The following is a 16116-nucleotide window of genomic DNA, read 5'->3' as shown; positions in this document are numbered from 1 at the left end:
ACCGACGGTGTTTCCCAGGCGGATCTCGGGCAGCAACCAGGCCAGCGCGAAGGCGCACAGACCGATCGGCACCGCCACCAGGAAGACGGTCTGCATCGCGTCCGAGAACGCCTGGACGAACCCGTCCCGGATCGTCGGGGGCAGCCTGTGGAGCACCTGGGGGCTGAGGTTGGAACCGGAGGCGGACAGACCGGATGGCAACGGGATGCCCGCAAACCGCTCGGCGAGGTTACCCCTGAGCTGGTTCGCGAAGATCGCGCCGAACACGGCGGTACCGAACGACCCGCCGATGGACCGGAAGAAGGTCGCACCCGAGGTGGCCACGCCCATCTGCCGGTAGTCGACGGCATTCTGCACGGCCATGACCAGGACCTGCAGGACCGCGCCGATCCCGACCCCGAGGACGAACATGGACAACGTGAGCTGCAGCGTGGAGATGTCGGGACTGATGAACGACAGCAGGAACAGGCCGATCGACATCATCGCGGTACCGACGACCGGGAAGATCTTGTAACGGCCCCACCGGCTGATGAGCCGGCCGGAGATGATCGAGCTGAGCAGCAGCCCACCCATCACCGGCAGCATCTGCAGGCCGGAGTCCGTCGGGTCGACTCCCTTCACCACCTGGAGGAACAGCGGCAGGAAGACGATCGCGCCGAACATCGCGAAGCCGACGACGAAGCCGACCGCGCCGGCCACCGAGAACACCCGGACCCGGAACAGCGTCAGCGGCAGCACGGGTTCGACCGCCACTCGTTCGACGAACACGAACCCGACGAGGAGCACGACTCCCGCGACGCCCATCCCGATGATCTCCGGTGATCCCCAGGCGTAGGTGGTGCCGCCCAGGCTGGTCAGCAACACGAGGCTGGTCGTTGCCATGGCCAGGAGCACGGTGCCGAGGTAGTCGATGACGTGCCTGATGCGGTTCCTCGTCGCCGGGAGCGCCAACGCCGTCACCACCAGGGCGACCGCGCCCACCGGCAGGTTCACGTAGAAGACCCAGCGCCAGGAGAGATGGTCGACGAACAGGCCGCCGAGCAGCGGACCGACCACCGACGACACGCCGAACGTCGCGCCGAACAGCCCCTGGTAACGGCCTCGATCGCGCGGCGGAACGAGATCACTGATGATCGTCATCGCACTGATGATCAACCCGCCGCCGCCGAGCCCTTGGATGGCACGGAAGGCGATCAGCTGCCCCATCGACGTACTGGCACCGGCGATCATCGAGCCCACCAGGAAGATGACGATCGCCACCTGGAACAGGATCTTGCGGCCGTACAGATCACCGAGCTTGCCCCAGACCGGTGTGGACACCGTGGAGGCCAGCAGGTAGGCAGTCACCACCCAGGAGAGATGGGTGGCGCCGCCGAGATCCCCGACGATCGTCGGCAGTGCCGTCGACACGATCGTCTGATCCAGCGAGGCCAGCAGGATTCCGAGGAGCAGCGCTCCCATGATCAGCCAGAGCCGGCGCTGGTCGGAGACCGGCGAGGGGATCACGGCGGCGCCGCCGCGGGGCGCCGGAGACGTGCCGGCGCCGGTTCTGGCGGACTCGGCGGACTCGGCGGAGTCCACGGACTCGACGGGCTCGGCGGACTCCGCCGATCGAGCCTGCGTCATGACCGGTTCCCTTCATGGTCGTCGCTGACGTCGACGTGCTCGGTCGATCTCATTCGGGTCGCTGTCCTCGCTGTTCTCGTTCCCGGTGCTCCCGGTGCTCCCGGTGGGACGACATGATCGGCGCGTTCGAGGTGCCCACCACGTCGAATCCGTCCGACTCGCCGGACCCGCCGGACCCGCCGGACCCGCCGGACTCGGGTGGGGCGCCGGACCCGCCCAAGGTGCCGGAGGGACCGGGCGGAGCCAGGCCGCGGGCCAGGATGTCGAAGGCGCGGCCGAGAGTGTCGGGCAACGAAGCGTCATCCGGGGACTCCTGCCACCGCACGGTCAGGGTCCGCACGACGGCCAACGTCGTCGCGACCAGCACGACGGGGTAGGGGTCACGATCGGGATCGAGCCCGCAACGCCGGCCGATCGCCTCGGCGAGAGCACGTTCGTAGGAACTCCAACTGGCCGCGTAGGCCATGGTCAGATGAGGATGGGCACGGATGATCGCAAGCCGGACGCGCCACAGCTCGGCCTGATCGGGTGCGACGAGGGCGGCCCGGTCCAGCATGACCGCCCGCAACGCCGCCAGCGGCTCCTCCTCGGGAGGACGCTCCGCCAGCGCCGTGCTGATCTCGGTGATGTCCTCGGGATCGATGCCGGCGATCGCGTCGTCCTTCGTCGGGAAGTAGTTGAAGAACGTCCGGGTGGAAACCTCGGCCGCGGCGGCGATCTCGTCAACCGAGACGTTCTCCAGACCACGCTCCGCGACAAGCCGGATGGCCGCGGCCCGCAGGGCCCGGCGGGTCTGCCGCTTCTTGCGCTCCCGCAGCCCCGGCCCGGACGACCTCCCGGGCTCGCCAGCCCGACCCGGGACGGTCGCCGCGGGTGCCGCCGTCGGATCCTTCCCCGTCACCGCTTCCCCGATCTCGATCCGCTCCCTCGATATCCTCTTTCTCGATAACTTTGCAGCACACGCACTTATTCTCATCCTGCAAAATTCTACTGTGCCAGCCAACACGATCGGCGCCCACCGGGAACCGTCGCCGAAGGGCCAGGTAGATAGAGCCAGGTAGATCGGGCAGACGGGGCCGGGCGGGGACCGGACACCAGGCGAGAGTCAGGCGCGCCCCCGCCCACGGCCGGGGCGCGGTGGGCCGACGCTGGCCGGTCGCGCAACGATCGACAGAAAGATCGGTACCCGGCAGAACGATCAGCCGCGCAGCGCGTCGCCCGCCGCGGCGAAGGCCGCGGACAGCGCGGCGTCCCAGGCCCGCGGAGGAGTGAGTCCCGCGTCCACCCACGACCGCCCGGAGAGCACCGCGTAGGCCGGGCGCCGGGCCGGACGGGGAAATGCCTCCGTCGTCGTCGGCGTCACCTTGGCCGGGTCCTGGCCCAAAGCGGCGACAATCTCGCGGGCGAAGCCGAACCACGTGGTCTCGCCGGCGTTCGTGCAGTGGTAGACGCCGGTCGGTGCCGCCGAGGAAGCGAGTTCGAGCAGCCCCGACGCAAGATCGGCCGACCAGGTCGGCGAGCCCACCTGATCGTCCACAACGGACAGCGTGTCCCGCTCACGGGCCAGGCGTGAGATCGTCTTCACGAAGTTGCTGCCGGTCCGGCCATAGACCCATGCGGTGCGCACCACGTACGAGGCATCGGGCAGCAGGGCTCGGACAGCCTCCTCCCCGGCCAGTTTCGTCCGGCCGTACGCCGAGACGGGACCGGTAGGATCGTTGACCTCGTAGGGCTTGGCGGCCCGCCCGTCGAAGACGTAGTCAGTCGAAATGTGGATCAGGGTCGCGCCGACCTCGGCGCAGGCCGCGGCGAGGTGCGCCGGCCCCGTGGCGTTGACCGCATAGGCGCCGGCCTCGTCCGACTCCGCCGCGTCGACGTTTGTCCAGGCCGCCGTGTTGAAGACGACCAGCCCACCCTGGATCTTCGCAGGACGCGCCTGGTCGCGCAGGACGGCGCGCACCCGGGCCGGATCGGTGATGTCGAATTCCGCCCGGGTCAGACCGGCCCAGCCGGACACCGGGGAGCCCGGTTCCGCGGCTCGGGCCTCGAGCAGCCGGCAGAGGTCGGACCCGAGCTGACCGGCGGCACCGGTCACGAGAAAACGCACCTTCCGAGTGTCGCAGACACCGTGACCCGCCCGGTTCAGGATCCGCCCAGGATCAGCCCGTGTCGAGAAGAGTGCGACAGACAGGCAACGGTTACCCCACGCCGAGCTCGTCCGAACCTCTCACATCGGTAGTCTACGCTGGCGTCAACCATGGATGCCCCAGAGCCGTCGATCATCGACTGCAGCTACACCACCGATTCCACGGCGGAGACCAGGCCGGCAGGGACCAGGCCGGCGGCCGAGGCGCGAGCCGAGGCCGCCGAGGCGGTGTCGATGCCCGGTCCGCGGCGCGTGCCGGTGTTATTGCTCCTCATCACGGCGGTTCACCTCGGCCTGCTGCTCAGCTACGCGTTCGTGTATCCGACCTGGACGGGATACGACGAGGCTCAGCACGTGGACATGGTCTACGGCCTGCAGCACGGAGTCGGCTGGCCCGCACCAGGCAAAAAGATCATCTCGACGGGTGTAGCCGCGACCTCTGACGACTTCGACCGCGGCCGCTTCCAGGACATGTTCCAGGCCGGTGGGAAACGGCGGGGCTCCCCGTCCTTCGCCGAGATCGATCCGACGCCACGCGGCCAGCGCCAGTCGTTCGACGCCCTCGGCGGGGTTGCCCCCGTCGGCGACGGCCGTCTCTCCAACCAGATGGTGCAGCATCCACCGTTGATCTACGTGGTCGGCGCCAGGCTGCTCGACGCCCTGCCAGGCTCCAAGCACTGGGCCTATGACCAGCAGGTCTTCGTCCTGCGTCTGTTGAACATCCTGGTGGTCGCGCCGCTGCCCCTGCTGGCATGGCTGGCGGCACGCCGCTTCGGACTGGATCAACCATCGGCCCTCGCCGCGGCGACCCTGCCACTCGCCGTGCCCGGGTTCACCCGGGTCGGTGCCACCTTCAACAATGACGGCCTCCTGATGCTCGCCACCGGCGGGCTAACCGTCACTCTCGTGGGTGTGCTGCGCGGCGACATGCGTCGCCGCACCGCCGCCCGGGCCGGGATCTGGTTGGGAATCGCCCTGCTGACCAAGGCGTTCGCGCTGGCCCTGCCGGCCATGATCGTCGCCGCCTATCTGGTCGGCTGGTGGCGCCTGCGGCGTGCGGGGCGGCAGGCACCGGAGCGGTCCGCGTATCCGGCCGGCCGGCTTTTCGCGTCGCGTCGCGCGATCGGCTCCCTGCCATGGACGCCGGCCACGCTGGCGGTCGGCCTCGGGCTCGCCCTGGGAGGTTGGTGGTGGATCAGGAACTACGTCCTGTACGGCTCCGTCCAGCCGAACGGGTGGGCGACGAACCCGCCGCGGCGGGAACCACTGCTGCTTCCGGACTCCTTCCTCACCTGGTTCTGGTACTTCTTCCGGACTATGATCAGCCGCTTCTGGGGCGGGCTCGGCCTGTTCGAGCCGCCCCAGCTCTCCCCGGTCGCCATCGTCGTGGCGACCGGGGCGGTCGTCGGACTGTGCGCGGCCGCGCTGGCCGTCGGACCACGCCGCGCCGCGCGGCCGGACCGGCTGGCGAGTACCGCCGGGCCGGCGGTACTGCTGCTCCCGGTCGCCTTCGCCTACCTGATGGTCGGGCAGCGCAGCTGGGCGGAGTACCAGCAGTACACCCGCGGCATCGCCGTCCAGGGCCGGTATCTCTACCTGGGGCTGGTCGGTCTGGGGGTGGTGTTCGCTCTGGGCCTGCGCGCGGCGCTGCGCGGCCGGGAGCGACTGGCACCCGCCGTCACGCTGGTCGGCGCGCTGCTGATGCAGGGTCTGGGGCTGCTGACGGTCTGTTCGTACTACTGGTTGCCGCGCCAGGTGTCCTTCACCCCGGCCCGCGTTCCCGAGATCGTCGCGGGGGCCGGCCGCTGGACGCCGTTCCCGATCGGCGTCACGATCACGGTCTTCGCGCTGTCGGCGGTGCTCGTCGTTCTCTGCCTCGCCGTCGCGGTGCGGGCGGGCGGAGCCAGGGGCACGCGGGAGGCCGCGATCACGGGTCCGGGATCGGGCGTAGGCGGTCACCGGCCGACGCCCGCCCCACGAAGTCCGTCACGGATGCGCAAGAGACATCCGCTCCGGGCCGGCCTCAGGTCCCCGTCGTAGCCACCGAGACGCGGGAGTGGTCGCCCAGCATGAGCCGATGCGCCCTGGGCAGGGCCGCGGAGGGGACGACCTCGACATCCCGGCCGATCAGCGAGTCCTCGATCCGCCCGATCCCACGGATCGTCGCCCGCTCCAGCACAATCGAGTACTCGATCTCGGTCCGTTCGATGGCGCAGGAGTGAAAGATCGAGGTGAACGGGCCGACATAGGTATCGACGAGGGTGGTGTCCCGGCCGATGATGGCCGGCCCGCGCACGGTGGACCGGACCAGCGAGGCGCCCTCCTCGATCACCACACGGCCAACGATCGTGCTGTGCTCGTCAACGCTGCCACGGATCGCCGGCTCGATCGATTCAAGGAGATGGCGGTTCGTCTCGAGCATGTCGTCGAGTCGGCCGGTGTCCTTCCAGTAACCCTCGACCAGGTGGGAGGCGACCTCGTATCCGCCGTCGACGAGCCACTGGATCGCCTCGGTGATCTCCAGCTCGCCGCGGGCCGACGGTTTGATCGCCCCCACGGCGTCGTGGATGGGGGTGCCGAACATGTAGACGCCGACGAGCGCCAGGTCACTCGGCGGAACGAGCGGCTTCTCGACCAGTCGAATGATCTGCCGATCCGCACCGAGCTCGGCGACACCGAAGGCGGAGGGGTTGTCGACCCTGGTCAGCAGGATCAGGGCGTCCGGAGTGGTCCGTCGGAATTCCTCGACCAGGCTGGAGATCCCACCGATAATCAGGTTGTCGCCGAGGTACATGACGAACGGTTCATCGACGAGGAAGTCGCGGGCGATGAGCACGGCATGCGCCAGTCCGAGCGGCGCGTCCTGGCGGATGTAGGTGACCTGGATCCCGAATGCCGAGCCGTCACCTACCGCCGCCTGGATCTCGCCGGCCGTCTCCCCCACGATGATCCCGACATCGGTGATACCGGCGTCACGGATGGCCTCCAGGCCATAGAAAAGCACCGGCTTGTTCGCCACTGGAACAAGCTGTTTGGCCGAGGTGTGGGTGATCGGCCGCAGACGGGTTCCCGAACCACCGGCAAGGACGAGGGCCTTCATGATCCGAAACCCTATCGTGCCGCTTTGGGTTGACAGAAAGTAACCGTCGATGTGATTCCTATCACATGACGGCTCGATCCATCTTTGCCCGCCCGTCACCGTGAACACCCACATGTGCAACGGGTATTTCCAGGCGCACCGGGCCGGCGACAGGTACACCCCGCCCAATACGGGTACGTTGGGTAGTCGCAGGGTTCGGGGCGGCCAGCCGGCGGGAAACCTTACCGCGCATCTGATCGTTCCAGACTCAGCAGACATCTCGGGCCGCCTGGGAGGGGGACACGGTGACCGACGCGCCGCCGCGTCTGTCCGCGGGGTCCCAGGGCCCGCCCCCGCGGCGACGAAATCGTCTGAATCCGCCCGCCCGTGCGTATCGAGGCCCGTCTCCGACCCGCGACGACCACCAGGCACGCGACGACGAACACGACACTCGCCGGGAGCGGTCTCTGACGTCCCGCCTGCTCACGGTAGTCGCAGCGATGCTCGCCGCCGTGGTACTCCTTGCCGCGGTGGGCGGCTGGACCGCCTACGAGTATTTTGACGCCCAGATCAACCGGATCCGCCTCGGGCTCGGCGGGGACCGGCCGGCGGAGGCAGCGGAGGGCACCCGGAACTTCCTGCTGGTCGGATCGGACAGCAGGGCGGGCACCGGCGGCGAGTACGAGAGCCAGGGAGCGGTGACCGACGAACGGTCGGACACGACGATGCTGGCCCACCTCGACGTGGACGGGACCACGACGATGGTCTCCTTTCCGAGGGACACCCTCGTGCGCATTCCGGGGCACGGCCTCGGCAAGCTGAACTCGGCGATCACCCTCGGCGGTCCCAGTCTCCTGATCAGAACGATCGAGAATCTCACCGACATCAAGATCGACCACTACGTCTCGGTCGATCTGGCCGGTTTCAAGGAGATGACCGACGCCATCGGCGGCGTCACCGTCTGCGTAAAACCGCTACCAAACGGCGGAAAGTCCAATCTTTACGATCCGTGGTCACAGTGGCGGGGCACGGTAGGCAAGAATTATCTCAACGGAGAGCAGGCACTCGCCTTCGTCCGCCAACGCCACGGCCTACCCGACAACGATTTTGATCGCATCCGCCGTCAGCAGCAGTTCATCGGCGCCGTCTTCACCCAGGCAACCACGACCGGGGTGCTCGCCAACCCGGTCAGGCTGGAGAACCTGCTCCAGGCCGCGACCAGGGCGCTCACCGTCGATGACGGCACCAGCATGAACGACATGCGCGCGCTCGCGACACGGCTGCGCGGGATGTCCGCCGATCAGATCCGGTTCGAGACGATCCCCGTACACACCCCGACGCCGGCCGAGGGCGGCAACGCCGTGGGGGAGCTGCCGAGGTTCGGCTCCGTACAGCTCTACGACCCCGAGACGCTGGAGAAGTTCCTCGCTCCGCTGCGCGGGCGGGCCCGTGACACGCGGGAGTCCTCCGTTACCCCGGCACCGACTCCGACGGTCGACCCGGCGCAGGTGCTGATCGACGTCTACAACGGCGCCGGGGTGGGGGGCCTCGCAGCCAAGGCCGCCGGGGCGCTGCGGCAGGCCGGTTTCCGGGTCAGCCCGCCGCAGACGTGGCAGGCCGGCGTGGTGGGGACGACGCAGGTGCGCTACCGCCCGAGCGAACAGGCCGCCGCCCATGCCGTGCAGGCCGACGTGCCCGGCAGCCGGTTGCGCGCGGACGCCTCCGTCCCCGCCGGCCACATCGCCCTCGTCCTGGGCACGTCCTACAACGGGGTGAACCCGAGTCCAGCGGCCGGGGGCGCCGGATCGACCGGTGGTACCGGCACAGCCGCCGGGGCGACCGGCGGGTCCGCTACGGCGGACCCGCCTCCCGCCTCACCGTCAACGGCCGCGGATCTCACCTCGGGGTGCACGTACTAACCGCTCGCCGTCTGACTCACCGCTGGCTGACTGATCGTTCACCCGACCGTCCGATCACATTCCGCGCCGTCCGCACTACGGCCGGAGACGAGATCAACCCCGCCGTGAACATCCGTGCTTGTCATGGCAACGTCTTGGCCGTCCGGAACGTCCAGTTAGACGGACACGGCTGCCACATCACGACCACGACGGCCGCGGCATGCGTTCCGGCGGGGTTCTCCCGCCCCGGCCGCCTGAGCGAGGAGGGCTTTCGACTCAGGTGAGCCCCGATACCATGCGCCCGCCGGCCCTACCGCCCGCGTTGGACCCACGTGGGCCCCGTCGCCACCGCTCCCCGCTGCGACGGCTGTCCGTTGGAGCCGTCGCTCTGCTGTCCGTGCTGGTTCTCGGTCTGAGCACCATCGGGTGGGCCGCCTACCGACAGTTCGACAAGGCCGTCACGCGCGTCGACTGGGACATCGAGGGTGCCCGCCCGGCGAGCGCGGACGGCGAGGAGAACATCCTGCTGCTCGGCGACGACAGTCGGGAGGGTACCGGGGGTGAGTACGGCGTGGTGGACGGCGTCCGGTCCGACACCACCATCATCGCCCACTTCGGCAAGGACGGCTCGGCCACGTTACTGTCCTTCCCCCGGGACATGCTCGTCCCGGTGGTGCCGCGAGAGAAGGCCACCGCCCACGACGGCCGGTCGAAGATCACCGAGGTGCTCGGGCTGGCGGACGTCCCCGGTCTCGTCACCACGCTGGAGTCCCTGACCGGCCTGAAGATCGACCATACCATCTCGATCAATCTCGCCGGTTTCAAGACGATGACCGACGCGGTGGGGGGCGTGAGCGTGTGCGTGACGCCCCTACCGAACGGCAGCACCCGCAACCTGCACGACTCGATGTCGGGATGGAGCGGACGGCTCGGCGAGAACCGTCTCAACGGTGATCAGGCGCTGGCCTTCGTCCGGACCCGTTACGCGCTCGGGGACGAACGCCTTCGCATTCTGCGCCAGCAGCAGTTCCTCTCCAAGCTGCTGGCGACAGCGACCAGCACCGGAGTGCTCACCAATCCAATCAAGATCACTTCACTGATCGGTGCGGTCGGCGGCGCGCTGCGGATCGACCAGGGTCTCGACCAGACCGCGATGCTCAAGCTCGCGAAGCGGGTCAGCGAGCTGGGTCCGGGAAGAATTCACTTCGTGACAGTCCCTACGCACATCGCGCTGCGCTCCGATGGCGCGGTTGACGACCTGGGTTCGGTTCCCCCGCACGGGGCCGTACTCATCGTCGATCAGGCCGGCCTCGACCAGGTCCTCGCTCCGCTGCTGCCCGCGGGCACCAAGCCTCCCGCACAGCGAACTCTCGACCCCGCCCAGGTCTCGATCGCCGCCGTCCGCAACGCCTCGGGACGTGCCGGACTCGCCACCGGCACGGTCGACGGACTGCGGGCACGCGGCTTCACTGGGCCGATGACCGCCGCGACATCGACCCGCCAGACTCTGACCGAGGTACGCCATCCCCCGGGCCAGGAGGCTGCGGCACGCACCCTGGCGGCGACGATCCCCGGCAGCCGAATCGTCGCGGACGCCGGCCGCTCCGGGGCCGGCCTCGTCCTCGTCCTCGGATCCACCTTCACCGGCCTGCCCAGCTCCGGCCTGCCCAACGGTGGACTGCCGGGCGCGGCGGCAACCGTCGGCACGAGGATCTCGACGACCACGACCGCCGCCGGTGGTGACACCCGGGCGACCACGATCGGCGGCACCACAGGCGTCGGCGGCACCACAGGCACCGCAGCCGCTCCGGTCGGTCCCGTTCCCTCCGACCCCTCGTGCACGCCATGAGCGCCTCCGTGCCGCGGCTGGTCGCCGCACGGACGCTGCTTGGCCCGGCCGCGGACGCCTACGCCGCACCCGTGGCGGGGGTTCGCGGCATCGCGTCCGTCCTCGCGCACCGGCTGGCCACCGATCCCGCCCGCCCGCTGGTCACCTTCTACGACGACGCGACCGGCGAACGCGTGGAATTCTCGGCGACCACCTTCGACAACTGGGTGGCGAAGACCGCGAACATGCTGGTCGACACGCTCGGCCTCGGCATCGGTGACCGGGTCGGCGTCCACCTGCCGACGCACTGGCTCAGTTCGGTCATCCTGCTCGCCACCTGGTCGGCCGGGATGGACGCGGTCCTCGTCCGGGACGCAGCCGGCGAGCAGGACGGCGAGGACGCCGAGAAGGCCGGCGGGGAGCTCCCGGTCGCGACCCCCCTCGACGCGCTGTTCTTGGCCGAGGACCGGCTCGACGAGGCATCCGGCCTGATGGTGGACGAGATCGTGGCCCTGTCACTACGCCCGCTGGGTGGTCGGATGCGCCGGCCCGTCGCCGGGGTTCTCGACTACGCCGCGGAGGTGCCCCCGCACGGCGATCGGTTCGCCGCCCCGGCAGCGCCGCCCGGGCAGGCCGCGCTGCTGCGCGCGGGTACCGCGATCGCGGGGGCGTGGGGCCTGGGACCCGCGGACCGGGTGCTGTTCACCGCGCCGCTCGCCACGACCGAGGGCCTGGTCGGTTCGCTGCTTGCTCCCCTGGTCGCAGGCTCGTCGATCGTGCTGTGCCGGCATCTCGACAGCGCCGCGCTCCCGCGGCGCATCGAGACGGAGAAGATCACCGCCGTCGGCCGGTCAGTCCTGCGGCACGCGCCCAGCCCACTGCCCGCGGGGGTCCGGTCGCTGCCGCTCCCCCGCCTCGGGTGAAACCCGTACGACCCCCGTATCGGGCCGCGGCCGGGGAATGACCATACCCGACATCCGGGCAGCTCACAGACGGCGTGACCATCGAACGGCGCGACGGCCAACGAGAATGGGGCAGCGCGGCGGCCGTCTTTACCACGTGCAGCGGAGGTCACTCAGACGTGAGCACGTCACCGGTTCTTCACCTCAGCGTCATCGGCACCGGCTATCTGGGCGCGACACATGCCGTGTGCATGGCGGAACTGGGTTTCGAGGTCATCGGTGTCGATATCGACGCGACCAGGACGCAGCGGCTCGCCGCGGGTGGGGTGCCCTTCTTCGAGCCCGGTCTGGAAGGGCTACTCCGCAAGAACCTGGAGGCGGGACGGCTGACCTTCTCGAGTTCGCTCGCCGAGGCGGTTGACCGGGCCGAGGTGCATTTCATCTGCGTGGGAACACCGCAACGGCCCGATTCCGGCGCGACGGACCTGCGCCACGTCGAGGCGGTGACGAATGGTCTGATCGCGGCCGGGCTGCGGCCCGGGACGCTGGTGGTGGGCAAGTCGACGGTTCCCACGGGCACCGCGGCCCGGCTGGCCGGACGACTTGCCGCCGGCGCCCCGGGCGCGGAACTTGCCTGGAATCCCGAGTTCCTCCGGGAGGGGTCCGCCGTCGACGACACCCTGCGGCCGGACCGCCTGGTCTTCGGGGTCGTCCCGGGTGGCACCGCCGAGGCACGGCTGCGGACGGTCTACGCCAGAACGATCAAAGAAGGCACACCCGTCATCGTCACCGACTTCGTCACGGCCGAAATCGTGAAGGTCGCCGCGAACGCCTTCCTCGCGACGAAAATCTCCTTCATCAACGCGATGGCCGAGATCTGCGACATGACCGGGGGGGACGTGACCGAGCTCGCCGCCGCCCTGGCTCACGACCCCAGGATCGGGCCCCGGTTCCTCCAGGCCGGCATCGGCTTCGGCGGCGGTTGCCTACCCAAGGACATCCGTGCCTTCCAGGCCCGTGCGGACGAGCTGGGAGTCGGCTCCGCGCTGGCCTTCCTCACCGAGGTCGACGCCGTCAACACGCGGGCCCGGACGCGGACGGTGGCGCTGGCCACCAAGGCGCTGGGGGGCTCGCCGACGGGCCGGATGGTGGCGGTCCTCGGTGCCGCCTTCAAACCGAATTCCGATGACATCCGCGACTCGCCCGCCCTCGACGTGGCCACCGCGCTGCACCGCGCCGGCGGCCATGTGTCCGTCTACGACCCCGCGGCGATCCCGAACGCCCGCATTCACTATCCGTACCTGCACTACACCGACTCGGTGATACGAGCCGTGGCAGGCGCGGAGATCGTCCTGGTCCTGACGGAATGGAGCGAGTTCCGCGAGATCGACCCGGCCGCCCTGCGACCGCACGTCAGCAGACCCATCGTCATCGACGGACGGCACGTCCTGGATCCCGCGGTCTGGCGGGATGCCGGCTGGATCTACCACGCGCTCGGACGGCCACCCGCGTGACCCACCGACCGGACCGACCGGACCGAGCAAGCTTGGTCCGACGACGATCCGACAATGCGGCCCATCCCCACACCGCCGTGGACCGCTCTACGGCAGAACCTCGACCAGTGCCCCGGTCTCCACCTGGTAGACGAACCCGCGTACCGAGGTGGTGGACTGCAGGAACGGCGACGAACGCAGCACCCTGACGGACTTGCGCACGTCCTCCTCGACATCGGGAAAGGAATACACGGCCCATTCGGGACGAACGCCCGTCTTGCGCTCCAACTGGTCCCGGAACCCGTCGTCGGTGATCCTTTCGAGACCACACCCGGTGTGATGCAAAAGAATGATCTCCGTCGTTCCCAGCAGGTGCTGGCTCACGGCGAGCGAGCGGACCACATCCGGGGTGATGACACCACCGGCGTTGCGCAGGATGTGGGCGTCACCTTCGACAAGACCGAGCAAGGCCTCCGCCTGGATCCGCACGTCCATACAGGCAACCACCGCGACGCCCAGGCGCGGCCGCGCGCCGGGCAGGGCAGGTGGCCCGGCCTCCCGCCGCCGGGCGGGGTGACCTGCCGCGTAGCTCAGCAGGAGTTCGGTCGCCGTGGCAGCGCCGCTCACCGGGCTCACCGGGCTCACCGGGCTCACGGTGTCCGCGGGGCGCACGGTGTCTGCATGGACATCGTCTGCATGGACATCGGCAACGGGGTCGACAGCGGTGTGATCATCGGTGTCCACGTGGTCATCGGTCCTTGACATCGGCATCAACGGCTCGACCAACGACTCGAGCGGATCATGATGCGTCCTTCCGATCAATGGTCCCCACCCTCCAACTGCCAGGATGCCGTCCATGGGCCCAGCTTCGCCAACGTTCCCGAGTTTTTGCCGAAGTTGTGCCACCCACGTTGCCCGCCGCACCGGATTGGTGGCATCACCTAACGTAGAGATGGGAACAGCTACCCGGTGACTCCACCACGCGCCAGCGCGTTCACTGCTACGTCCGGCATCATGTCCGGTGAGCCGGCCTCGCCACGGATGTCCACCACGCCACCGTCGACGGGGGTGGCACGGTGGGCGGGCGGGAGCAGCCGGTACTCTCTCCGGGTGGTAAATATCGATCGGGGTCGCCCGTGGTGAGACACCGACAGACCCGCTCACCGGTGCAGGTACTCGTCCACGAGATGGGCAAGTTCGGGCTGGTCGGCGGTGCGTGTTACGCCATCGACTTTCTCGTCTCCAACCTGTGCCACACGCTTCTCGGAATGGGTCCGCTCAGCGCGAAGACCGTCTCCACGGTGGTCGCCGCCACCTTTTCCTACATCGGGAACCGGCAATGGTCTTTCAACCATCGCGCCCGAACCGGTCTACGTCGCGAGTACACACTCTTCGTGATCCTGAATACGGTCGGGTTGCTGATCGCGCTCGGCTGCCTCGGGTTCGCACGCTATGTACTCGATCTCAAGGGCGTACTTGCGTTCAACCTGTTCGGTAACATCATCGGCACCGGGCTGGGCACCGTATTCCGGTTCTGGGCCTACAAGAAGTGGGTCTTCCTCCACCCGGACCATCCCAAGGCCGCCACGAGCGGCGGAGCCCGTCAGGACGGTCGTCGGCACATCCCGGAGCATGCGGGCCGGATCTGACCGCGCCAGCGGCCACCGGCCCGACACCCCGGCCCGGCGCGCATTCCGCCACCTGGTCCGGCACCGGACCGGCCGTTTCAGGTGCGCCGCGCATCGCCGCCACCCCGGACGCCCAACACGCCCGCCGACACGGCACGACAGCGGAACAGGACGTTCCGCCCTCCCACCGTCCCCGGCGGACAAGTCGGGAACAACCCAGTTCCGATACCGAACGGTTCCCGAACCTTCGCCGGTGGGCTACGCTCGGCGGGCCAGGCTGGCGCCGCGCGCCCACAGCCCTCCATCCAGCGAGACACATCGGCTACCGGGAACGCCGCGTGGAGCGCCGTCCAGTCCGCAGCAACCTGGAGGGTGTGTCGTGACCCCGTTCTCGCTCGCGTCGTCGCACCCCGGCGGCCGACCTCGCGACGAGAGCCGGGACCAGGCGATCCGCACCGCCACCCTCGACCTTCTGGCCGAGGTCGGATACGACGGTGTGACGATGGACCGGGTGGCCACCCGGGCACGAGCCGGCAAGGCCACCATCTACCGGCGCTGGCCGTCAAAGCTCGCCCTGGTGATGGATGCGGTCAACGCCTTCACCGAGCAGCGGATGCCGGCACCCGACAACGGCTCCCTCCGCCTGGACATCCTTGAGTTCCTGACCTCGTTCCATGACACGATCCGCGGCGATCGGGGACGGATCCTCGCGGAACTGATCTCGGAGATGCCGCGCAATCCCGGTCTGCGCGACGCCCTGCGCCGCGGCCTCTGGATGCAACGCCAGGCGAGCTCGGAAGCCATCATCGAACGCGGGATCGCCCGCGGCGAGGTCCGCCCGGACGTCGACCGCACGGTACTCATAGAACTCGGAACCGCCGTCATCCTCCAACGGGTGCTGCTGACCGGCGACCCGGTCGACCAGACGTTCCTGGAGATGATCGTCGACAACATCGTGATCCGTTACGCGGCCTGATCCGACACCTTGTCTCCAAGACGACCCGGGATCCCCCTCCGAACACAAAGCTTCTAACATCGAGCATCGAGCCCGACCTGGGCCGAACGGGGCGGTCCGTCCGTTCTAACACAGATGGACGGTTGCGAGAACCGCCCGGCACCACGGCGGGATCCGCAAGATCACGAGCGCGGGCAGGGGCCGCTCTTCGCGCAGCGCAGGAGGACGCCATGCAGTCACCGGGCCCAGGCCCCCAGGACCCGGACGCCCAGACCCAAGGGGTTGACGGCAACGCTGGTGGTTCCTATTCCGCCTCGCCGTACTCCGCGGGCTCGGCACCGTTCGGCGACGAAGACGAGACCCACCTGATCGGCGACAGCGCACCCGGCGTCAACCAACCCGGCGGCTACTCTCCGAACTCCCGTCCGTCCGGGCCGAGCTGGCCTGCGCCGTATGGATCACCCCAGGAGGGCGGTTATCTCCACAACGACCTCCACAACGACGCCCAGACCCAACTGGTGCAGGACGGCGGCTCCGGCGGCTACCCGCCCACGGCACAGT

The 16116-nt window shown here is 69.1% G+C and carries 12 protein-coding genes and 1 pseudogene; 8 read left to right on the top strand and 5 right to left on the bottom strand.

Translation table 11 applies throughout. From position 1 onward, the window contains the following. The 3 genes from AC08ON_RS03075 to rfbD all read right to left on the bottom strand — a co-directional run. A partial coding sequence (locus AC08ON_RS03075; protein WP_476616409.1) for an MDR family MFS transporter occupies positions 1-1626 on the bottom strand: 1626 nt, incomplete at its 3' end. A 49-nt stretch (positions 1627-1675) separates the two neighbouring features. Beyond that, positions 1676-2527 carry an acyl-CoA-like ligand-binding transcription factor gene (locus tag AC08ON_RS03070; protein ID WP_476606835.1) on the bottom strand — a complete coding sequence of 284 codons (852 nt, stop codon included), beginning with the start codon at positions 2525-2527 and terminating at the stop codon, positions 1676-1678. Positions 2528-2824: 297 nt separating this feature from the next. Beyond that, positions 2825-3721 (bottom strand): dTDP-4-dehydrorhamnose reductase, encoded by an 897-nt coding sequence (rfbD, locus tag AC08ON_RS03065; RefSeq protein WP_476606836.1) that lies wholly within the window; start codon positions 3719-3721, stop codon positions 2825-2827. Between the two features lie 162 nt (positions 3722-3883). On the opposite strand from rfbD, the gene AC08ON_RS03060 reads away from it, so the two are divergent. Further along, complete coding sequence (locus AC08ON_RS03060) at positions 3884-5812, top strand: glycosyltransferase family 39 protein (RefSeq protein WP_476616408.1); 1929 nt, start codon at positions 3884-3886, stop codon at positions 5810-5812. On the opposite strand, the gene AC08ON_RS03055 is transcribed toward AC08ON_RS03060, so the two are convergent. Beyond that, a complete protein-coding gene (locus tag AC08ON_RS03055) occupies positions 5796-6872 on the bottom strand; it encodes a glucose-1-phosphate thymidylyltransferase (protein ID WP_476606838.1) in 1077 nt (358 codons plus the stop codon). The genes AC08ON_RS03060 and AC08ON_RS03055 overlap by 17 nt on opposite strands. 284 nt (positions 6873-7156) lie before the next feature. Here AC08ON_RS03055 and AC08ON_RS03050 point away from each other — a divergent pair, with 284 nt between their 5' ends. The 4 genes from AC08ON_RS03050 to AC08ON_RS03035 all read left to right on the top strand — a co-directional run bounded on the left by AC08ON_RS03050 (position 7157) and on the right by AC08ON_RS03035 (position 12993). Next, the gene (locus AC08ON_RS03050) at positions 7157-8770 is read left to right on the top strand and encodes an LCP family protein (RefSeq protein ID WP_476606839.1); all 1614 of its coding nucleotides are present in this window, start codon (positions 7157-7159) and stop codon (positions 8768-8770) included. Positions 8771-9029: 259 nt separating this feature from the next. After that, the gene (locus tag AC08ON_RS03045) at positions 9030-10598 is read left to right on the top strand and encodes an LCP family protein (RefSeq protein ID WP_476606840.1); all 1569 of its coding nucleotides are present in this window, start codon (positions 9030-9032) and stop codon (positions 10596-10598) included. After that, a complete protein-coding gene (locus AC08ON_RS03040) occupies positions 10595-11500 on the top strand; it encodes a TIGR03089 family protein (protein ID WP_476606841.1) in 906 nt (301 codons plus the stop codon). The genes AC08ON_RS03045 and AC08ON_RS03040 overlap by 4 nt, the downstream gene beginning before the upstream one ends. Positions 11501-11658: 158 nt before the next feature. Further along, positions 11659-12993, top strand: a complete 1335-nt coding sequence (locus AC08ON_RS03035) for a UDP-glucose dehydrogenase family protein (protein ID WP_476606842.1) — start codon at positions 11659-11661, stop codon at positions 12991-12993. A gap of 87 nt (positions 12994-13080) precedes the next feature. Here the strand turns inward: AC08ON_RS03035 and AC08ON_RS03030 are convergent, their stop codons facing one another. Beyond that, complete coding sequence (locus tag AC08ON_RS03030; RefSeq protein WP_476606843.1) at positions 13081-13716, bottom strand: beta-class carbonic anhydrase; 636 nt, start codon at positions 13714-13716, stop codon at positions 13081-13083. 395 nt (positions 13717-14111) lie between these two features. Here AC08ON_RS03030 and AC08ON_RS03025 point away from each other — a divergent pair, with 395 nt between their 5' ends. The 3 genes and pseudogenes from AC08ON_RS03025 to AC08ON_RS03015 form a co-directional block, all read left to right on the top strand. Further along, positions 14112-14621, top strand: a complete 510-nt coding sequence (locus AC08ON_RS03025) for a GtrA family protein (RefSeq protein ID WP_476606844.1) — start codon at positions 14112-14114, stop codon at positions 14619-14621. 358 nt (positions 14622-14979) lie between these two features. Then, complete coding sequence (locus AC08ON_RS03020) at positions 14980-15576, top strand: TetR/AcrR family transcriptional regulator (RefSeq protein WP_476606845.1); 597 nt, start codon at positions 14980-14982, stop codon at positions 15574-15576. A gap of 209 nt (positions 15577-15785) precedes the next feature. Further along, positions 15786-16116: pseudogene (locus AC08ON_RS03015) on the top strand (hypothetical protein); the annotation flags it as partial.

The organism is Frankia sp. CoWAU3 (assembly GCF_977971855.1).
Note: the sequence above shows the minus strand (reverse complement) of the source record. Positions and strands in the feature narration are given on the sequence as shown.